Source organism: Acinetobacter sp. I-MWF (assembly GCF_025433935.1).
Taxonomy (GTDB): Bacteria; Pseudomonadota; Gammaproteobacteria; order Pseudomonadales; family Moraxellaceae; genus Acinetobacter; species Acinetobacter guillouiae.
The window spans coordinates 3,145,581-3,165,057 of the sequence record NZ_JAMBAR010000001.1; the positions used below are offsets into that span (position 1 = coordinate 3,145,581).

The 19,477-nt window shown below is 38.5% G+C and carries 19 protein-coding genes and 1 tRNA gene; 10 read left to right on the forward strand and 10 right to left on the reverse strand.

The genetic code is table 11. From position 1 onward, the window contains the following. Positions 1-41 precede the first annotated feature (41 nt). The 3 genes from epmA to sthA all read right to left on the reverse strand — a co-directional run bounded on the left by epmA (position 42) and on the right by sthA (position 3,636). Positions 42-1,016 (reverse strand): EF-P lysine aminoacylase EpmA, encoded by a 975-nt coding sequence (gene epmA, locus M2R48_RS14470; RefSeq protein WP_262086566.1) that lies wholly within the window; start codon positions 1,014-1,016, stop codon positions 42-44. Further along, positions 1,013-2,080: a 4-phosphoerythronate dehydrogenase gene (locus M2R48_RS14475; protein WP_262086567.1), complete on the reverse strand. Its 1,068-nt coding sequence runs from the start codon at positions 2,078-2,080 to the stop codon at positions 1,013-1,015. The genes epmA and M2R48_RS14475 overlap by 4 nt, the downstream gene beginning before the upstream one ends. 140 nt (positions 2,081-2,220) lie before the next feature. Then, complete coding sequence (gene sthA, locus M2R48_RS14480; RefSeq protein WP_004717049.1) at positions 2,221-3,636, reverse strand: Si-specific NAD(P)(+) transhydrogenase; 1,416 nt, start codon at positions 3,634-3,636, stop codon at positions 2,221-2,223. 202 nt (positions 3,637-3,838) lie between these two features. On the opposite strand from sthA, the gene lipA reads away from it, so the two are divergent. Further along, entirely contained in the window at positions 3,839-4,852 is a 1,014-nt protein-coding gene (gene lipA, locus M2R48_RS14485; RefSeq protein ID WP_004717052.1) for a lipoyl synthase, read from the forward strand. A 73-nt stretch (positions 4,853-4,925) separates the two neighbouring features. On the opposite strand, the gene M2R48_RS14490 is transcribed toward lipA, so the two are convergent. Continuing rightward, positions 4,926-5,345 (reverse strand): hypothetical protein, encoded by a 420-nt coding sequence (locus M2R48_RS14490; RefSeq protein ID WP_239045238.1) that lies wholly within the window; start codon positions 5,343-5,345, stop codon positions 4,926-4,928. Positions 5,346-5,616: 271 nt separating this feature from the next. Beyond that, positions 5,617-6,099, reverse strand: a complete 483-nt coding sequence (locus M2R48_RS14495; RefSeq protein ID WP_262086568.1) for a hypothetical protein — start codon at positions 6,097-6,099, stop codon at positions 5,617-5,619. Between the two features lie 553 nt (positions 6,100-6,652). On the opposite strand from M2R48_RS14495, the gene uraH reads away from it, so the two are divergent. Then, entirely contained in the window at positions 6,653-7,054 is a 402-nt protein-coding gene (uraH, locus tag M2R48_RS14500) for a hydroxyisourate hydrolase (RefSeq protein ID WP_004717057.1), read from the forward strand. Positions 7,055-7,132: 78 nt separating this feature from the next. Here uraH and M2R48_RS14505 read toward each other — a convergent pair whose 3' ends face one another. Then, on the reverse strand, positions 7,133-8,836 hold the full coding sequence (locus M2R48_RS14505; RefSeq protein WP_151956934.1) for a M61 family metallopeptidase: 1,704 nt from the start codon (positions 8,834-8,836) through the stop codon (positions 7,133-7,135). 178 nt (positions 8,837-9,014) lie between these two features. Between M2R48_RS14505 and M2R48_RS14510 the strand changes: the two genes are divergently transcribed. The 4 genes from M2R48_RS14510 to M2R48_RS14525 all read left to right on the forward strand — a co-directional run bounded on the left by M2R48_RS14510 (position 9,015) and on the right by M2R48_RS14525 (position 13,869). Continuing rightward, positions 9,015-10,283 (forward strand): D-alanyl-D-alanine carboxypeptidase PBP6B, encoded by a 1,269-nt coding sequence (locus tag M2R48_RS14510; RefSeq protein WP_262086569.1) that lies wholly within the window; start codon positions 9,015-9,017, stop codon positions 10,281-10,283. Between the two features lie 127 nt (positions 10,284-10,410). Further along, on the forward strand, positions 10,411-11,697 hold the full coding sequence (locus tag M2R48_RS14515) for an NAD(P)/FAD-dependent oxidoreductase (RefSeq protein ID WP_262086570.1): 1,287 nt from the start codon (positions 10,411-10,413) through the stop codon (positions 11,695-11,697). A gap of 143 nt (positions 11,698-11,840) precedes the next feature. After that, positions 11,841-12,323, forward strand: a complete 483-nt coding sequence (locus M2R48_RS14520; RefSeq protein WP_004717066.1) for a peptidylprolyl isomerase — start codon at positions 11,841-11,843, stop codon at positions 12,321-12,323. Positions 12,324-12,432: 109 nt separating this feature from the next. Further along, the gene (locus M2R48_RS14525; RefSeq protein WP_262087504.1) at positions 12,433-13,869 is read left to right on the forward strand and encodes a cryptochrome/photolyase family protein; all 1,437 of its coding nucleotides are present in this window, start codon (positions 12,433-12,435) and stop codon (positions 13,867-13,869) included. Between the two features lie 32 nt (positions 13,870-13,901). On the opposite strand, the gene M2R48_RS14530 is transcribed toward M2R48_RS14525, so the two are convergent. Continuing rightward, positions 13,902-14,381: a hypothetical protein gene (locus M2R48_RS14530; RefSeq protein WP_262086571.1), complete on the reverse strand. Its 480-nt coding sequence runs from the start codon at positions 14,379-14,381 to the stop codon at positions 13,902-13,904. A gap of 246 nt (positions 14,382-14,627) precedes the next feature. On the opposite strand from M2R48_RS14530, the gene M2R48_RS14535 reads away from it, so the two are divergent. Next, positions 14,628-14,703: transfer RNA gene (locus M2R48_RS14535), tRNA-Asn, on the forward strand. A gap of 90 nt (positions 14,704-14,793) precedes the next feature. On the opposite strand, the gene M2R48_RS14540 is transcribed toward M2R48_RS14535, so the two are convergent. Then, positions 14,794-15,687: a LysR family transcriptional regulator gene (locus M2R48_RS14540; RefSeq protein WP_262086572.1), complete on the reverse strand. Its 894-nt coding sequence runs from the start codon at positions 15,685-15,687 to the stop codon at positions 14,794-14,796. A 95-nt stretch (positions 15,688-15,782) separates the two neighbouring features. Between M2R48_RS14540 and M2R48_RS14545 the strand changes: the two genes are divergently transcribed. The 3 genes from M2R48_RS14545 to M2R48_RS14555 are packed head-to-tail and all read left to right on the forward strand — an operon-like array spanning position 15,783 to position 17,965. After that, positions 15,783-16,325, forward strand: coding sequence for a RidA family protein (locus M2R48_RS14545; protein WP_262086573.1), 543 nt, complete (start codon positions 15,783-15,785; stop codon positions 16,323-16,325). Positions 16,326-16,337: 12 nt separating this feature from the next. Continuing rightward, positions 16,338-16,979, forward strand: coding sequence for a hypothetical protein (locus M2R48_RS14550; protein ID WP_262086574.1), 642 nt, complete (start codon positions 16,338-16,340; stop codon positions 16,977-16,979). Continuing rightward, positions 16,976-17,965 (forward strand): aldo/keto reductase, encoded by a 990-nt coding sequence (locus M2R48_RS14555; protein WP_262086575.1) that lies wholly within the window; start codon positions 16,976-16,978, stop codon positions 17,963-17,965. Before M2R48_RS14550 ends, M2R48_RS14555 begins: the two co-directional genes overlap by 4 nt. Before the next feature lie 100 nt (positions 17,966-18,065). Here M2R48_RS14555 and M2R48_RS14560 read toward each other — a convergent pair whose 3' ends face one another. Both M2R48_RS14560 and pdxJ read right to left on the reverse strand, forming a co-directional pair. After that, positions 18,066-18,710: a tRNA-(ms[2]io[6]A)-hydroxylase gene (locus M2R48_RS14560; RefSeq protein WP_034616324.1), complete on the reverse strand. Its 645-nt coding sequence runs from the start codon at positions 18,708-18,710 to the stop codon at positions 18,066-18,068. Between the two features lie 34 nt (positions 18,711-18,744). Then, positions 18,745-19,470 (reverse strand): pyridoxine 5'-phosphate synthase, encoded by a 726-nt coding sequence (gene pdxJ, locus M2R48_RS14565; RefSeq protein WP_004717080.1) that lies wholly within the window; start codon positions 19,468-19,470, stop codon positions 18,745-18,747. Positions 19,471-19,477: the final 7 nt, after the last annotated feature.

Below are 19,477 nucleotides of genomic sequence, written 5' to 3' on the forward strand. Positions count from 1 at the left end.
GCATGAATAAATATCTATCTATGGTCCAAAACGACATTATATCAAGACACATCCGCAGGAAATGTAATCACCTTTTCCAACTTCATTTGGTTCATCACCACCATTAACAAACGATCAATTCCCAAAGCAATACCCGCACAATCTGACATATTCGGTAAAGCAGCGAGCAAATACTCATCGATTGGCATTACATATAAACCCAGCTTTTCACGCTCAGCATTATCTGCTTGAAAACGACTACGCAAAACCTCAGCATCAATCAACTCATCATAGGCATTGGCAAGTTCTAACCCTTCAATATAGAGCTCAAAACGTGCAGCAACTAACTCACCATCCTCATCCAATTTAGTCTTTGCCAAAGAGGCCAATTCTGGGGGGAAATCAGTTAAAAATAACGGCGTATCAAAACCTAAACTTGGCTCAACCATATGAGAAAATAACAAATCAATATAGGCCAAACGATCATCACCCAAATCCAGATTGAGTCCTACACGGTGTGTCGCATCTTTTAATTGTTGCAACGTTGCTTGCAGTGGATTCAAGTCCAAACGATCGATAAATGCATGCTTATAACTGAGTACGGTTGGTCGAACTTCACCAAAACGTTCAGCCAAAACCACATTCAATAAATCAGTGACTTCTAGCATCAAATCTTTCAAGCTGAACTGCGGACGATACCATTCCAACATAGTAAATTCACTATTGTGCTTACGCCCATGTTCATCATCTCGGAAAACTTTACAAATTTGATAAATCGCACCACTGCCACTCGCCAATAAACGCTTCATGGCAAACTCTGGTGAAGTTTGTAAATAATGCGTTTGTTTTTTGCCATGTAGATGACGCTGAGCCTGTACGGAAGCCAGATGGACATCAGTTACACCCGCTTGAGACAAGATCGGAGTTTCAACCTCTAAAACATCACGCTCAATAAAAAATTGGCGAATTTGTCTATAGAGTTTTGCTCGTGCTTTAAGCGCCTGAATATCACATGTTGGTTTAAAATCTATGCTCATGCTTTTGGCCCTCCATGAGCAGCCCATTCACGGCGCAAAGGATAAGTTTTACGAAGGTAATCAAAAGCTTTTTGATCCACCTTGCCGTCCTTTAAGCAATCTCTTAAATTTTCATCATCTCGCTGAATATTGTAAATTTCAGCTAAGTATTTTTTTAGCGTTTGTTTAATGTTATTGCCATAAAAATATTGTTCACATGCCGGTAATTGTGATTCAAATTTCTTATGCGCGGTATAGGCAAATGTTTTACAAAATGCGTCATAAATCATCTGAGTACCACGTGCTTTACCTTCCAGACTGTAACCCGCAATATGTGGCGTCACAATTGTAATTAAATCCAATAGACGTTGTGAAATCTCAGGCTCATGTTCAAATACATCCAACACCACTTTACGACGTGTTTTTAAGATATCTGCCATTAATCCCGCTTCTTCAACAACAGCACCACGCGCTGAATTAATTAAGATGGTTTCAGGCTGCATCAGCGCCAATGCATTAGCATTGATTAAATGATGTGTTGCAAACGGCCCTGTTTGGGTTAAAGGCACATGTATGCTGATCGCATCGGCTTTCTTTAATAAGGCGTCAAATTCAACTTGCTGAACATTTTCTCGTTGTAACAAGGGATCATAGCCAATTACATTCCAGCCCAACAACTGAGCCATATATGCTAATCGTGTTCCCACATTGCCTAGACCAATAATGCCTAAAGTAAACTTTTTCCCTAAATCTAGAAAATCCTGATTGAGATGCAGTAAAGCCGTGATGACATATTCTGCAACGGCTTGTGCATTGCAACCAGCTGCATTTGACCATGCGATTTGGTGCTTTTCTAATGCTGGAATATCTAAATGGTCTGTCCCTATGGTTGCACTACCGACAAATTTTAGTACTGTATCTTGAATCAACTGTTCATTGACTTTTGTTATAGAGCGTACCAATAACGCATCAGCATCATTCACATCATGATGAGTCAAATTGCGTCCTGCTGCTTGATGAATGGTTCCGAATTCTGAAAAGAAATATTCAGTAAATGCTAGATTTTCATCTGCAACAATTTTCATAGCGTCATCCACAAGTTTAACTGCCGCTATGATAAACCTTTGAACCACTTAAGACTATGCAGTTCATACATCAAATTTTTTAAATATGGCATAAAAAAACCCGCAAGATGACTTACGGGTTTTTAATTCTGAATATTTGTTTAGAACAAACGATTCATACCATTCAATGTTGCAACACGATAGGCTTCTGCCATTGTTGGATAGTTAAATGTCGTTTCAACAAAATACTTAATGGTATTGTTTCCACTTTGCATCACCGCCTGTCCAATATGGATAATTTCAGCCGCATTATTGCCGAAACAATGCACACCTAATAACTCTAAGGTATCACGATGGAATAATAGTTTAAGCTCGCCGACTGTATCCCCTGTAATTTGCGCACGCGCCAAATGACGGAATGATGCTTGTCCAACTTCATATGGAATTTTTTCAGCAGTTAACTGACTTTCAGTTTTACCAAAGAATGAAATTTCAGGGATGGTATAAATCCCCGTTGGAATATCTTTCACTGGCTTAACATTTTCTTCGCCGCTCATATTTGAACCAGCGCAACGACCTTGGTCATATGCTGCAGAAGCAAGGGATGGCCAACCCACAACATCACCTGCCGCATAGATATTTTCAACTTCGGTTTGATATTGATCATTTACCGCAAGTTGCCCACGGCTGTTTGGTGTAATACCTACATTTTCAAGACCTAAACCATCGGTATTTCCTGAACGGCCATTACACCAAAGAATGGCATCAGCTTTAATTTTTTTACCACTTTGCAAATACAAGACCACATGATCATCAAACGTTTCTAAATGATCGATTTGCTCATTGTGACGCATCAACACGCCTTGTTCACGTAAGTGATAAGACAACGCGTCAGCAATTTCATCATCGAGATAACTGAGCAGCTGATGCTGTGTATTGATCAAGTCAACTTTATGGTCTAAACCAATAAAGATAGATGCATATTCACAACCAATTACACCCGCGCCATAAATAATAATTTTATGAATTGGATAATCCAGATCTAAAATTTTATCTGAATCAAATACACGCGGATGATTAAAGTCTAAACCTTGTGGGTGATAAGGACGGCTACCTGTGGCAACCACAAGCTGTTTGAAAACTAAAGTTTCTTTAACACCATCTTCGCTAAAAATAATCACCGTATTTTTATCTTGGATATATGCGCGACCGTGAAATACATCGATATGGTTACGGTCATAAAAACGTGAATGGGTATCAACTTGCTGTTGAATCACTTTATGCGCATTACGCAAAACTTGCTTCATAGTGAATTGTTTCCAATCCCCTACTTTTTTAAACATTGGATCACGTTGGTAACGGATAATACTTGAAACTGTCTGACGTAAAGCCTTACTTGGGATGGTGCCGACATGGGTACAGTTACCACCAAGTTGCTCACGAATATCTACAATTGCAACACGCTTACCCGATTTAGCAAGCTTCATTGCCGCGCCTTCACCAGCAGGACCAGAGCCAAGTACGACCGCATCGTATTTCACAAATTTCCCACTAACGACTTCTTTCTTACGTGGCATTCAAAGCTCCTTATAGTAAATTCAGTCTATCTCTTGTCTTATGCGATATTATGACCTAAACCAAAACAATTTTCTGTATTTCGCATGCATATATTCTGTGATAACGACATTTAGTATATGAATAGTGTTTTTGCCCTATCTTTTTGCATTTCCGCTATAATGAGCATAATCTCCCCCGTAGAAAACAGTGGAAAAGTTGAATATGTCAGAGAACCGTAAACCAGAACAGGGTGTCAAATTACGTGGCGCGGAAAAAGTTGCTCGTATACCTGTAAAAGTTATTCCCACGGTTGAAGCACCACGAAAGCCGGACTGGATTCGTGTCAAAATGGCTGCGCCTGATGAAGTTCAACGAATCAAAACCACTTTACGTGCACAAAAATTACATACTGTGTGTGAAGAAGCAGCTTGTCCTAACCTTCCAGAATGTTTCGGTGGTGGTACTGCAACCTTTATGATCATGGGTGATATTTGTACCCGTCGCTGCCCGTTCTGCGATGTTGCACATGGTCGTCCAAATGCACTTGATCCTGATGAACCTCGTCATATGGCAGAAACCATCGCCAATCTCGGTTTAAAGTATGCAGTGATTACCTCTGTAGACCGTGATGATCTTTTAGATGGTGGTGCGCAACATTTTGTTGATTGTATTCAAGAAGCGCGTCAACTCAGTCCAAAAACATTATTAGAAATATTGGTTCCTGATTTCCGTGGTCGTATGGATATTGCACTGCGTATCATGACTGAATGTCCACCAGATGTATTTAACCATAACATCGAAACGGTACCCCGCCTCTATAAAGCGATGCGTCCGGGTTCAGACTATCAACATTCTTTAAACTTATTAAAAATGTTTAAAGAATACTGCCCTGATGTGCCAACAAAATGTGGTTTGATGGTGGGTATTGGTGAAACCGAAGAAGAAGTGATTGCTCTGTTAGATGATCTACATGCACACGGTGTTGATTATGTGACAATTGGTCAATATCTACAGCCTTCTAAAGAACATGCACCAATTGACCGCTTTGTTACACCAGAAGAATTTGAGCGTTATACTGCACACGGTCACAAGCTTGGTTTTAGAAATATCTGGGCTGCTCCAATGGTTCGTTCAAGCTATTTTGCAGATCGTCAATATTATGGTGAACCTGTTCCAGTGGTACGCCGTAAAGTTGATCCTGCGAAAAAAATTGCGGTACAAGCCATCGAAGCTTAAATCATTGTTCAAAAAATTTAAGCGTCAAAAAAGCACTCTATATTGAGTGCTTTTTTACAGATACTTTTGATCTTTAACGACACTTCCCTGTAGTTTTACCTTCAACACTACTCATACTGCTTTGTAGTTTCGTTAGTGTAGAACATTGTAAATTTCCTGAAATCATGGATTTATTTAAACTCAATGTTGACGAAACCTGACCTGCAAGCACATCCCCCTCAACAGAAGAATTGACTAACTTTAATACTTTGGCTGTATTGGCTTGCACATTTCCACTCACTGAAGAATTATTTAAAATCAAACTCCCACCATTGAGCACATTCACATTTCCATCAACAGATGTACTATTTAAAGTACATGTTGCACCTGCTGGGACAGTTAAGTTTGCCACAGCATTATTGCTAATTGTACTTGAACAATTTGCAGCAAATCCAAGTGGAGCTACGCCTAAACCACATGCAATTGTGATGAGCTTTAAGAAACGTTTTTTCATTGACATTACCCTTTTGTATTATGAATTCAAAATTTAGAATAAATTTATTGTTGGATGATTTTAAAATATACAGTTAGAAAGTTTAATGACAAATATGTTGATTTCTTTTAACTGGGAATCATGAATATAAAAATGGATGACGCTTTAGCTTATTTACCTCATTTTACTGTTGTTGCAGATTTGGGTTGAAATAAATCATTGCTGATTTATCGACTTAGCGACTTTGACTGATTTCAAAATCAAAAAGCCGCTTAAAATTAGGGCGGTGTCGTTATTTTACTTTCTGCTTAAGTTCTTCAACATAGTCTGCGTAATTCAACATTAAGCCCTTTCCTGTCAGATCTTCAGGGAGCAATTTAGTACAAAACCAATTGTCGGTCCAAGTATGATTTTGTGGAAAATATAAGCTTACTAGCTCCCCTTTAACTTCTTTTTTGATCTCAGCAATAACCTTCTTTGTTTTTGCTGTCCCCATTTGTTTACTAAGATATTTAAATATCAGTTGTTGCAATTCCTTTTGATAACGTCCGTGCTGTTGATACCACTGATCATACAAGCGTTGTAGTTCTGGCTCTGTCGATGCGTCAAATTTCTTGCATGAAGCAAGTGTTTTTGGAAACAAGGCAGGTACATCCAAATAAGCGGTATATAGAAACTGTAGCTTGCCTGTACCGTCTGCTCGCGCAACAGATGTCACCAAGATTAGAACGCCACACAAAACTATACTTGGTATATTGAAAAGAGATTTTTTCATATTATATTTTCCTTCTCACTGTCGAATGTATGAATTGCACATCCTGTTAGACCACGACGAAGCAGATACAAGACTAGATTTAAGCACTCACTACAAACAATAGATTAATATTTTATTTATAAAAACTTAATAATTAAATTTGACTATAACATTTTAAAAACCACAAGGCTAAGGTTTGCTTGAATTTTTTGGCTGCCTCTAATCACATTATAATTAGTCTTATAAATCGCCAAGGATAGTATGTAAGTTTAAATCTGAAAAAATTTTTATAGGGTATTTATCCAGTCAAATCGGTTTCTAACTTATACAAGCATCTAAATAAAATATGCATCGTTTTTTAGACTGGCTCATTTGCAAGCCTAAGCATTTCATTTAGAAATCTCTCAACGATACTGTTTTATCTATTATTTTAATTATCTATCTAATTGTTAAATAAAAATTATTTAATCCCCATACATCGTTAAATTTTAACAATTAATATAATTTTACATTTTTTTAACGGCAACACTTCAACTTGACCTTAACATAGTGATTTTAGTCTTAGTAAAAATTGATGATGAAAAAATTAACTTTAGCTATTTCAGCAACCCTCTTTTCTGGGCTTTGTTTTGCCCAAAACCCATTAAGCGTACATGTATTAAATCTTGAAAATGGCTTACCTTCAAGCAATGTTAAAGTCATTCTTGAAGCGCAACAAAAAGATAAATGGGTAAAAATTAATGAAGGAAGCACAGACAGTAATGGGCGAATTTCATCCTTATACCCTGAAAACAAAGTATTAGATAAAGGTGTCTATAAGGTTACTTTTCAAACTGGTGAATGGTTTAAACAAAATAACCAACGTGCTTTTTTCCCAGAAGTTCCAGTGGTTTTTGTGATTGATGGAAGTCTTGAACATTATCATATTCCACTGTTGATTAGCCCTTATGGATATTCAACATATCGTGGTAATTGATTGATCATACCACGTTAAATTTTAGGCGAAAAAAAACCGATGTGTTTTAACATCGGTTTTTGGGGGTACACAACTTAATTAAGCCTTTAACCATTTCTCAGCTTTGGCTTGATCTAATACAGTCAACTCAACCGTAGTCAATGCAACTTCGCCGCCTTGCAACTCAAATTGTAAAAACTCATCTCGGCGGAATGCATAAACCGTAAATTGACCTTGCTGTTTTGCATATTGGTTTAAAAGTTTTTCAGATGCTTTTAAACCATCAATCGCAATGATCACATCATTGGCAGACAGACCTGCTTTTGCGCCAACACCATCACGACGCGCTTGCTGAATGATAACACCCTCAGCTTTTTCAGCAACTTTCAAACCGAATGGAAGTGCTTTTTCATTTTGTAAGCTATAGCTCAAACCAAATTCAGGGAACAATTGATCCAGTGGTAGCTCATCTGTGGTATTAATCAAATGATTAATCTGTTCGATCCAATTATCGCCAGTCAGTTCGTTACACAATTCGACAATCGTACGCTCATTGACTTGCATGCCCTTTTGGGTATTTTCATACAAACGGCGCATTAACGCATCCAAACTAGAACCACGTAAACGTAGACCTAAATCTAAACTGAGTGCAACCAAACAGCCTTTATTGTAATAACTGGTTCCAGCATTATTTGAGTTTTCATCTTGACGATAAAATTTAATCCAAGCGTCAAAACTAGACTCTGAAACAGATTGAATAAAACGTCCCGGATTCTGTAGATAACGATCAATTTGCCCTTTTAGCAACTTTAAATAAGATGCTTGAGAAATCACACCACTACGATACAGAATCAAATCATCATAATAAGAGGTGAAACCTTCAAAAATCCATAACAGTGAGGTGTAGCCTTCCTGATCTAAATCGTAATTTGCAAAGTTTTCAGGGCGGATAAATTTAACCAACCATGAATGAAAATATTCATGACTACACAACCCAAGGAAGCGTTGATAATCCGCAGAAGGCTCTACAGGTTCATTTGCTTTAGGAAAATCATCACGTGGCGAAATCAGACTGGTACTATTCGGATGCTCTAAACCACCATAACTATTGCCAGTTGCCATGGTCATAAAAGTATAGTTTTCAAAAGGTGCTGAACCAAACATTGAAATTTCTGTACTACAGATTTTTTCAAGGTCTTGCTTCATACGCGCTGCATTCATTGTATGCTGACCAGAAACCACAAATTCATGTGGAATCCCATTCGCTTCAAAACTAAAACGGGTTTGATCCGCCAATTCAAATGGTGCATCAATCAATTGTGCATAATTGTTGGCTTTTAAGGTATAGCGCCCTTTCACCAAGCTTCTTGACTCTAAACCTGTGGCAATTTGAAAATGCTTTAATTCTTCAGGTAAAAATACTTCAACTTCGATTGCTGATTCTTCTTGGTCTTGCAACCCTAGGCAAATACAAGCAGGATTGACATATAAACGGGTTTGATCGACATATGCACCACGTACCGAAAGGTCATAGGCGTAAACATCATATTCAACAGTAATCAGTTCATGGTCGGTGTTATATAAACGCCATTTATTTTTTTCAAACTTATTAATTTGCAGTTGACGACCCGCTTCATCATAGGCTTTCACAGATTCGATATGTTTAGAAAACTCACGGATCAAATAGCTACCAGGAATCCATGTAGGAAGTGACAAAACTTGAGTAGGGTTCGCCAAAAAGCGCAATGTGACATGAATGAGGTGCTGACGGTAATCGTCAAATTCAATCTGATAATGCAACATAAATATATATTCGAAAATAGACAGTGAGAAATTACCAATTAGATTAGCATTTTTTTACAAAGTCAGGCGATTTTAGTCGCAATTCTCTACGATTCTGACTAGCGAAGAGTGCAAAAAAGGCATAGCATTCGCAAAGTTTATGCACTCTTGCCATAGGATTGGCTTAAAGGTAAATCTGTTGAAAATTCTTGCTTCTTTTATCGCGATAACTGGCTTGGTTTGCTCCACGTTTGTTAACGCCGCTTTACTTAATATTAATCCGCAATCTGTTGAAGCTGAAGCTTGGACAATATTAGATACACAATCGGGTCAAACCATTGCTGAATATAATAGTCATGTACAGCGTGCGCCAGCATCCATGACCAAAATGATGGTCGCCTATATTGCGTTGAAAGAACTCAAAGCAGGTCATATCAAAAAAGAAGAGATTATTACTGCAACCCCCGTAGTTCAAATCGTGCAATGGGATGAATCTCAAATGTACCTGAAGCAAGGTGAGCAAATCTCAATTGACCAACTTCTTGCTGGATTGATTGTGATGTCTGCCAATGATGCAGCAGTAACGCTGGCAGAACGTATCTCAGGTAGCGTACCTGCATTTGTTGCTCGTATGAACCAAGAAGCACAAGCCTTGGGCATGACGGATACTCATTTTGCCAACCCTCCAGGTATTACCATGCCTGATCATTTTTCGTCAGCTCATGATATGGCGATCTTAGGTCAAGCAGTAACATCACAAACCCCTGAATATATGCATTATTCAGTGATGCCAAGTTTTAGTTATAACCAACATTTTCATCATGCCACCAACCTTGTTTTAAAGTCTGATCCAAGTGTAGATGGTTTAAAAACGGGTTTCACCAAAGCAGCCGGCTATAACTTAGCACTGACAGCTCATCGTCCTTCTGCCATTACAGAGTCTCCTGATCGTCGTTTAATTGTGGTGGTGATGGGTGCAAAAAGTGCAGTTAAACGCGCGGAAATTGCACATAAACTGTTAAACTTGGGCTATGCCTACACCCGTGATGAAGTCGCAATTAAAGACAAACAATTGATTGCTGAGCTTCCTGTAGTTAAATCCACCTTAAAAATGTTTAAGGTTGAAGCAAAAAAACCTCAACTCATTACCACATCTTTATATAACGATGCGACACCAATTGATTTAGCGACTTTTGATGTTGTAAATAGCCGTATCATGAAAACTGAGGCAAATGGCCTCTTGGCAGCAGTTGAACCGCTTACAACAACTCAAACCCATTTGAATGTTGAACTGAATGAGACATCACTTACCGCACCTTTAGAAAAGATCATGCATTTGGCAAAAGTGAATGTTTACCAAAACAATCAACTGATTCAAAGTTTTGATATTGAAGATGAAGTGCATATCGAACAAGCCTCTTGGTTTGAACGTTTAATCGAATGGATCAAGTCAATTTTTGGGATTTAATTAAAACCAACCAATTTAGTTAGATTTATTATAATTATGTAACCTGTAATACAAAAAAAACCTAAACAATTAAATAGAATGGCATATTTATGCCATTCTATTTTCATAACAACAATTTAGGTTTTCTATGTCAAATCTACATCATATCGTGATTGTTGGTGGTGGCGCTGGTGGTTTAGAACTGGTGACACAACTCGGTGATACGCTTGGAAAGAGTAAAAAAGCCAAAATCACCCTTGTTGACCAAAAACTCACCCATATCTGGAAGCCATTGCTACATGAAATTGCAGCTGGCACCATGAACCCAAGTGATGAAGAAACCAATTATTATGCACATGCAGCCAAGCATCACTATGAATTTGTCTTGGGTCGTTTTGAACATTTAGATCGTGATAACAAAACCATCGAGCTTAGCAAAACCCAAACCAGTAAATATGAATCCAATCAAGAGCAAATCACCCTGCAATATGACACCTTAATTCTGGCAGTCGGCTCAGTCTCCAATGACTTTAATACGCCTGGGGTTAAAGAGTTTTGTCATTATCTCGACAGTCGCCAACAAGCAGAAGTCTTCCAACAGGACTTACTGCACTTGTATTTAGATGCTCAAAATAAAAATATTGATCGTGAATTACACATTGCCGTGATTGGTGCAGGCGCAACAGGTGTTGAACTTTCAGCTGAGTTGGTTCAAGCCAAACAGAACTTTTATAAATATGGTTTAAATAAAATTAACCCAAACAATGTCAAAATTACTTTGGTTGAAGGCGCTGATCGTATCTTACCTGCACTTTCTGAAAAAATGGCTGAGCATGCCACACAGCAATTACAACGAATGAAAATAGATGTATTAACGGGCAAACGTGTTGAAAAAGTAGATGCTGAAAAAGTCTATTTTAGTGATGGCACATCCGTAGAAGCACAATTAAAAGTTTGGGCAGCAGGGATAAAAACCCCTAAAGTAATTGCCAATTTAGCAGGCTTTGAAAAAGATCGTATGGGGCGTTTAAACGTATACGCAACCTTACAGACTCAGGCTGATCCAAACATTTTTGCCTTTGGTGATTGCGCCCACTGTATCTTAGATGCAAGAGAAGCACCACTTGGTCCACGTGCACAAGTCGCAAGTCAACAAGCTTCGTTTCTAGTAGATGCAATGAATGCACGCATCAAAGGACGACCACAGCCAATGTTCCAGTTCGCAGACAAAGGTTCACTGGTATCACTCAGTGAAAATAAAGCGGTCGGTGAGCTACTTGGTCAGGTCAATGTTCAAGGCTTCGTGGCAAAATCGATGTATGTGTCTTTATATCGTATTCATCAAGCGACGATATATGGCTATGCTCATGCAGGCTTGTTAACGGCTAAAGATTTTGTTACACGAAAAATCGCGCCAAAAATAAAATTGCATTGAAATTTAAATTTTTGCCCATATTTATGAAAAAATGGTCAAAATACAGATGAAAATGCAATTTTTTAGTAATTTTAGTCTACAAAAATTGCTTTTCACTTTATGATGTAGCCTTAAAATTATCGATTACCGAATGGATCAATAACATGACTGCTATTGCAAATAACAACGTGGTTTCTTTCCACTATACGCTGACTAACGCTGAGGGTGAAACTCTCGATAAATCACAAGGTGAACCACTTGCATATTTACATGGCGCAGGTAACATCATTCCTGGTTTAGAAAAAGCTTTAGAAGGTAAAACTGTAGGTGACAAATTTACAGTCACTATCCCAGCTGCTGAAGGTTATGGCGAATACAACCCTGACCTCGTTCAAGAAGTTCCTGCTCAAATGTTCCAAGGTGTTGAGAACATTGAAGCTGGTATGCAGTTCCAAGCTCAAACTGATGATGGTGTTCAAATCGTTACTGTTAAAGCAATCGAAGGCGACAACATCATCGTTGATGCTAACTTCCCATTAGCTGGCCAAGATCTTACTTTTGAAGTTGAAATCGCAGAAGTTCGTGATGCTTCTCCAGAAGAATTAGAGCACGGTCATGTACACGGTGCTGGTGGTCATCACCACTAAGATCTGCTTGATCTGATCGAAAAGGCAAAGTTTTTACTTTGCCTTTTTTATGCGTATTGGTTTAAATTGATGAAAACCTAGTGTGAATGAATCCATTCCTATCAATCCTATGCAAAAACAACTTCTTTGGTTCCGTCAAGACTTACGTATTCAAGACCATACTGCCCTATGGCATGCAGCGCAAAGCGGTCCTGTAATTGCACTGGTGATTCTTTCACCTGAACAATGGCGGATGCATGACGATGCACCGATTAAGCTTGATTTCTATTTACGACAAATTCAAGCCATTCAACAAGAACTTGCTTCTATTCAAATTCCGTTGATTATCCGCACTGTTCCCTTATGGGAAAACATTGCAGCAGAGATCGATCAACTCTGTCAAAAACTGGACATTGAAAATGTACACGCCAATATTGAGTGCGGTGTTAATGAATTAAATCGAGATTTCCAAGTTCAAACACAATTGAATCAAAGTAACCGTGATTTGGTTTTATATCATGATCGCACTCTGTTCCCTGTCGGTTCAATTCGCAATAAATCCAATCAACCTTATCAAGTCTTCGGTGCATTTAAAAAATACTGCTATGAACAACTGAGTATTTCGATCCCGCAATGCTTCCCTACTCCTGAGACTCAAGCCTTAAATGATGCAATAGATGTGGGCGAGTTGGATAACAATAGCCTGCCAACTTTGGCCGAGCTTGGTTTTACATTCGATCCGAATCAGATCAACAAGCAATGGCAAATTGGCGAACAATATGCTTTGAATGTCTTGGATGAATTTATTGAAAATAAAGTCCGTCATTATCAACTTGAACGTGATTTTCCCCAAATTGAAGCCACCAGCCAGCTTTCAGCCTATTTAAATATAGGCATCCTTTCAATTCGACAGTGTTTCAATGCCCTATTTCGAGCACAATTTGGACATTTTTCTATTGATCATATTGGACAACAAACATGGCTTGATGAGCTGCTTTGGCGTGAGTTTTATCAGCATATCCTGTTTGATTTTCCGCGTGTGTCAAAGCACTTGCCCTTTAAAATGCCAACACAGCAACTACAATGGCGCGATGCTGCAAATGATTTAAGCGCTTGGCAAACAGGTCAGACAGGGATTCCTATCGTCGATGCAGGTATGCGCCAGTTACTTAACACAGGCTGGATGCATAATCGGATCCGTATGGTTGTCGCCATGTTTCTCACCAAGAACCTATTGATTGATTGGCGTTTAGGTGAGCAATGGTTTATGCAACATCTTATTGATGGGGATTTGGCTGCCAATAACGGAGGATGGCAATGGTGTGCATCCACAGGAACTGATTCCGTACCTTATTTCCGTATTTTTAACCCTATCAGCCAATCGCAGAAATTCGATGCACAAGGTGACTACATTCGACAGTGGGTTCCAGAACTTGCACATTTAGACGCAAAAACCATTCATGAACCTTATGCAAAAAATCCCAATATTGAGCTCAATTATCCAAAGCCAATTGTGGATTTAAAACAAAGTCGTATTCGAGCAATTGAAGCTTTTAAGCAGATTTAAAATCACACTTAAAAGCGTTTTCAATGGTTTGATTAAATCGCGTGTTGAAACAATTTAAACGGATTTTGAGGATGGTTTTTTGGGCGTTCAATCGATTCAAAATAGCAGTAATATTTAAAGATGCGATCCAAAGAAACATAAAGCACTTTTTGTTCTGAAACTGACCAGATTTGCGCATGGTTAGAACCTGATAAGGTACTTCCACTCAATTGAAACAGATAAAAATCTTGTGTACGTTGAATGCGTTTTTGAGTAGCTTGCGTGTTTGAACTTGATGAAACCTGACTGGATGAATTTAATAATCGACACGGTGTATTAATGAGCCATTTTTCACTAAACCAAAGTTGTAACAGATCGCCCAAATACAGTTTTTTTTCAGTAAATGGCCAAACATCTAAATAGGCTTGTTCAACTTGGATAAAATATTGTTCAGGATCTTGCAGGATTGAAAGGTAATTTTCTTGGTAGACTGAGAAATTTTCAAAAATTTGAGAAATAGTAAGCGTATTCATTCGCTGTCTCCTATTTAGCCATTTAGTGCTGGCAAGTTGGTTTTAAATCCACACTGTTTAAGTCAAACTTAAACACTCTTTATGGTTTTAATCTAACAAGACCGTTTCACTATTGCAACTGTCAGAATCAATTTTTTTAAATTATCTATAGATTGTTCAAATAAAAACCATACAGTGTACAAATGAAGAAAAGATGACAGGAAAGGCTTGACCCATAAAGATATATCCTTATAATCGCATTCAGATTCTCCAATAGCTCAGTCGGTAGAGCGACGGACTGTTAATCCGCAGGTCCCTGGTTCGAGCCCAGGTTGGAGAGCCAAATTCTAAAAGCCCACTTATCAAAGTGGGCTTTTTTTATTTCAGGACTAGACACAGGCTGTGACAAATAAACAAGAATACCCATTCACTTTTATGGGGCAGTATCATTCCATGTTTGTTGCTGGAAAAATTCAGCTAACTCTTCAATAAAAACTCTTACTCGTGCAGGCATGACCTTTTGCGCCTGCCAAACAGCATAAACATCTCGAATTGGTAATTGCCAATCAGGAAGCACCCGTTTTAATCTGCCTGAATTCAAGGCATCTTCACATTGAGTCAGTGGAACATAACTTAATCCTAGTCCCTGTTCTGCTAGATTTACACATAAACTGATTTCATTCACTTTCAATCGATACGACTGAATTTTAAATGTATAACTGTGTTGATGTTGCCTAAGTTCAAGTTGTTCTAAGGGATATGCCAATAACCAGTCTTGTTGATCTAAATCTTGTGGTGTCTGAATGAGATGCCGATCTAAATAATCTGGTGATGCCACAATACAGGTTTGAACACTTCCCAGCCGCTTTTGAATATAGGCACTATTAGCCATTTTACCTACGCGTAAGGCGAGATCTGCCCCCTGAGCCATTAAATCATCTAAAGCATTGTCCAGTTGTAATTCAAGTTCAATCTCTGGATATCTTTGTAGAAAGGTATTCCAAAACTGTTTTAACGGAAATATTGCCAGATTCATCGGTGCTAGAATTTTGATTTGACCTTTAACCTGTGTAGTTTCCTCTTTTATTTCATGGGTATTTTGCAGTAACGCTCTAACTAAGGGTTGACAGCGATCGTAGTAACGTTGCCCTTCCTGAGTCAATTTCAAACCTCGGCTGTTCCTGTGTAATAGCTTACACCCCAAGCTCTCTTCTAATTTTTGCAAGCGACGCGTCAGTGTAGCTGCGGGTATATTCTGTTGTTGTGCAGCCCTATTAAAACTTCCCGCCCCAACAATTGCGATAAATAAACTCAGATCATCTAACATTTCATTTTTGGAATTTAAAACCATCAATAATGACTATTCTATAAAAAATGAAATTTAAGCACAATCTCTCTATTGTTTTTTCATAGGCTCAAAATATGTCATCTCAATTTTACATATTCCCTATTTTATTGGGTCTGTTCTTTAACAGTCCTCTCACACATGCACAAAATAAAAATTCATCTGAGGTCACCATGCAGCAGCATCATCACGCATCAGCACCAAATACCTTATTGCGTCCTATCAACCCAACATACGCCACAATTCCCAATGTTTCACAGGCAATCATTGTAGAACAAGGGCAACCGATGTACTTATCTGGGCATGTCCCTATCACAGAAAATGGCGATATCTTACAGGCTGGTCTTGAACAGCAACTGCTCTTGGTTTTTCAAAATATTGAAAAAACATTACATCAAGCGAATGTGAGTACTCAACAACTGGTCAAACTGACCATCTATGTCCGTAATTTACAACCTGATCAGCTTGCAACAATTCGTAAAGTTCGCGATCAATTTATTCAAGCTGAATTGCCACCAGCAAGTAGCCTGATTGGTGTTGCACAATTATTTCATCCAGATGTTTTGGTAGAAGTCGAAGCTATTGCCGTGATCCCCCCAAATAAAAATTCAACTTTTTAGGGCGTCAATCATATGAAATATGCATTCATTCTCAGTAGCACACTACTGATCACATCATGTTCTGCAAATGATCCAGCAGCAATAATCACAACAACGCAGGTGAATAATATGACTCGCTTTTTGTCTGAATTTTTACCTTCGCATTATCAAAAAGTGTATCAACAAGATGTGCTGAGCGACCAACAGCATGTGCAATTGGTCCGCTATCAGAAATTACCATCTCTCAAACTGAATTGCGAAAATTTCAGTTATTTATCGGATCAAAGAGGCCATTTAAAAGGATTTTCATATTTAGATGAAAGCCTTCTCAACGGTCATTTGCCCACAAAAGCGCAAGCGCAAAAAATCAGTGATGACTTTCTACAACACTATGCACCAGACTTACTGCAACATCGAGAGATTCATTGGATCGATCAGCATGATGAAAACGTGCACATCAATGGAAAAACACAAAAGATTGCAGGCATAAAAGTCAAAATGCGCAACTTAAATGATGGTCGCTGGTTTTGGGTCATTATTGGTAAAAACCAACGGCCCATTATTTTTGAAAGAGATATTGTCTGGGTCAGTTTTCCTGGCCACCGCAAAACTGAAAAATGGTTACATGATTCATGGGCTAAAGATCACCTCATCATTAAAGGTCAATCAAAATGAAAAAATTAAGTCAAACACATCTTAAAATTTCACCAATGGGTTTAGGTTGTATGGGAATGAGTGAGTTTTATGGTCAAACTAATGATCAAAACTCATTACAGATTTTGGAACAAGCATTTCATGCAGGTATTAATTTTTTTGATACTGCGGATACTTATGGTCATGGACACAATGAACAGTTATTGGGGCAATTTATTGCACACTATCGAACTGAACGAGAGGCAATGGTAATCGCGACTAAATTTGGTATTGTCCGTGCTGAAAATCACTATAAACGCCGTATTGATAATACGCCAGATTATATCCGTAGCGCCTGTGAAGCTTCGTTAAAACGCTTAGGTATTGAACAAATTGATTTATATTATTGTCATCGGAGACAACCTGAAATCCCAATTGAAGATGTTACAGCTACGCTTGCAGATTTGGTTCAAGAAGGCAAAATTAAAAGTTTTGGCTTTTCTGAAATCTCAGCACAATCCTTAGAAAAAGCCTGTGCTATTGCGCCTGTTACAGCAGTCCAAAGTGAATATTCCCTTTGGTCACGTGAACCTGAACAAAGTTTATTAAACACTTGTCAGCAACTGAATGTTGAATTTGTTGCTTATAGTCCATTAGGACGGGCATTTCTCACAGCAGATTTAAATCCAGAAACAATGCCTGAGAATGATTTCAGAAAAAACTTACCCAGATTACAGGGTGAAGCCTTTCAGTCAAACCAGCTATTACTGAAAAAATTTAGCGACTTATGTCAGTCATGGCAACACAGCAATGCACAAATTGCCTTAGCTTGGTTACTGCGCAAACATGCTCATGTCACGCCAATTTTTGGGACACGACATTTAAATTATTTACAGGATAACCTTAAAGCCAATCAAGTTAACCTCACGAATGAACAAATTCTGCAACTTGATCAACTTTTTGCACCTGATCAGATACAAGGTGAACGTTATCCAGATGCAGGCTGGACAGGTATCGAAACTGCCTAAAGCAACAGTTCCATCTGGTTTTTCTTAAACAGCCCAACAAAATAGACCAAAGCAATGCTTTGGTCTATTTTTTAAATTCAGTTTTTAATTAGTCAAGCAGTTAAACCGGCACACCGCTATGGAAACGGAAAGTCTTATCAGGCGTTAAAATCAAATCCTTCTCTACTTCACGAATCAATTCGATGCGTTGCTGAATATCCTCTTCTGGATCTTTTAATTTAGCAGTTTTAGCAACATCTAAAGCCAAAGCTAAATAGTCCTCATAGTGACGAGACTCAGATTTCAGCAAGTAACGGTAATAACGACCCAACTCATCATCTACCAATGGCGCTAAGGCATAAAATCGTTCACAAGAACGTGCTTCAACAAATGCACCAATCACCAAAACATCAATCAAAGCTTCTGGTTCATAAGTACGAATTTCTTTACGCAAACCACCTGCGTAACGACCTGCACTCAGACCTTTCCATTCTTGACCACGTTTGCTCATAAACTCTAACACTTGTTCATAATGCAACATTTCTTCACGCACAAGTTGTGCTAATTTGATCTGCAAATCGGTAAAAAAACTGTAGCGAAACATCAAGTTCATTGCTGTTCCAGCCGCTTTCTTTTCACAATTCGCATGATCCTGCATGAGCAATGGGAGATTGTTCAATGCCTCATCCAACCATGCCTTTGGCGTTTCACAGCCTAAAAAAGCAATCACAGGTTGCATAAGCTCATCATAATTCATATTCGACATGATCAATATTCAACAACGTAAATCAAAAATTAAATTAACCAGCTGCATGAAGTGCGGCCTTCATGTCCTTTACAGCTTGTTCCAATCCAACAAATACACTTTCGGCAATAATCGAATGTCCAATATTAAGTTCATGAATCTGAGGAATTGCAGCAATTGCAGCCACATTGTCCAAATTCAAACCATGACCAGCATTAACGACCAAACCTTTAGATGCAGCGTACTCAGTACCTTTAATAATTCTTTCGAGTTCAATCTGTTGAGCTTCAGCAGTTTTAGCGTCTGCATAAGCACCCGTATGTAATTCAATAGTGGGTGCACCACAAGCAATTGCAGCATCGATTTGTGCAAAATCAGCATCAATAAACAAAGATACATCACAACCAATTGCAGTTAATGCCTGAGTCGCAGCTTTAACATCTTCAAAATGCCCAAGCACATCTAAACCACCTTCTGTGGTGATTTCTTGACGTTTCTCTGGCACAAAACACACATGATGTGGTTGAATCTCTTTTGCAAATGCAACCATTTCATCAGTTACAGCAATTTCCAAGTTCATTCTTGTCGTCAATACAGGTCGCATACGGCGCACATCATCATCTTGAATATGACGACGATCTTCACGTAAGTGTAAAGTAATGCCTTCCGCCCCTGCTTGTTCGCAAATTAATGCAGCTTTCACAGGATCAGGATAAGTCGTTCCACGTGCTTGTCTGAGGGTTGCAACATGGTCAATGTTTACACCTAGCAATGCAGCCATAACATTC

Bases quoted from the DNA above. Each gene is read 5' to 3' on its own strand.
- epmA (WP_262086566.1), bottom strand. From the start codon at position 1,016: ATGAGCATAGATTTTAAACCAACATGTGATATTCAGGCGCTTAAAGCA.
- M2R48_RS14475 (WP_262086567.1), bottom strand. From the start codon at position 2,080: ATGAAAATTGTTGCAGATGAAAATCTAGCATTTACTGAATATTTCTTT.
- sthA (WP_004717049.1), bottom strand. From the start codon at position 3,636: ATGCCACGTAAGAAAGAAGTCGTTAGTGGGAAATTTGTGAAATACGAT.
- lipA (WP_004717052.1), top strand. From the start codon at position 3,839: ATGTCAGAGAACCGTAAACCAGAACAGGGTGTCAAATTACGTGGCGCG.
- M2R48_RS14490 (WP_239045238.1), bottom strand. From the start codon at position 5,345: ATGAAAAAACGTTTCTTAAAGCTCATCACAATTGCATGTGGTTTAGGC.
- M2R48_RS14495 (WP_262086568.1), bottom strand. From the start codon at position 6,099: ATGAAAAAATCTCTTTTCAATATACCAAGTATAGTTTTGTGTGGCGTT.
- uraH (WP_004717057.1), top strand. From the start codon at position 6,653: ATGATGAAAAAATTAACTTTAGCTATTTCAGCAACCCTCTTTTCTGGG.
- M2R48_RS14505 (WP_151956934.1), bottom strand. From the start codon at position 8,836: ATGTTGCATTATCAGATTGAATTTGACGATTACCGTCAGCACCTCATT.
- M2R48_RS14515 (WP_262086570.1), top strand. From the start codon at position 10,411: ATGTCAAATCTACATCATATCGTGATTGTTGGTGGTGGCGCTGGTGGT.
- M2R48_RS14520 (WP_004717066.1), top strand. From the start codon at position 11,841: ATGACTGCTATTGCAAATAACAACGTGGTTTCTTTCCACTATACGCTG.
- M2R48_RS14525 (WP_262087504.1), top strand. From the start codon at position 12,433: ATGCAAAAACAACTTCTTTGGTTCCGTCAAGACTTACGTATTCAAGAC.
- M2R48_RS14530 (WP_262086571.1), bottom strand. From the start codon at position 14,381: ATGAATACGCTTACTATTTCTCAAATTTTTGAAAATTTCTCAGTCTAC.
- M2R48_RS14540 (WP_262086572.1), bottom strand. From the start codon at position 15,687: ATGTTAGATGATCTGAGTTTATTTATCGCAATTGTTGGGGCGGGAAGT.
- M2R48_RS14545 (WP_262086573.1), top strand. From the start codon at position 15,783: ATGTCATCTCAATTTTACATATTCCCTATTTTATTGGGTCTGTTCTTT.
- M2R48_RS14550 (WP_262086574.1), top strand. From the start codon at position 16,338: ATGAAATATGCATTCATTCTCAGTAGCACACTACTGATCACATCATGT.
- M2R48_RS14555 (WP_262086575.1), top strand. From the start codon at position 16,976: ATGAAAAAATTAAGTCAAACACATCTTAAAATTTCACCAATGGGTTTA.
- M2R48_RS14560 (WP_034616324.1), bottom strand. From the start codon at position 18,710: ATGTCGAATATGAATTATGATGAGCTTATGCAACCTGTGATTGCTTTT.
- pdxJ (WP_004717080.1), bottom strand. From the start codon at position 19,470: ATGGCTGCATTGCTAGGTGTAAACATTGACCATGTTGCAACCCTCAGA.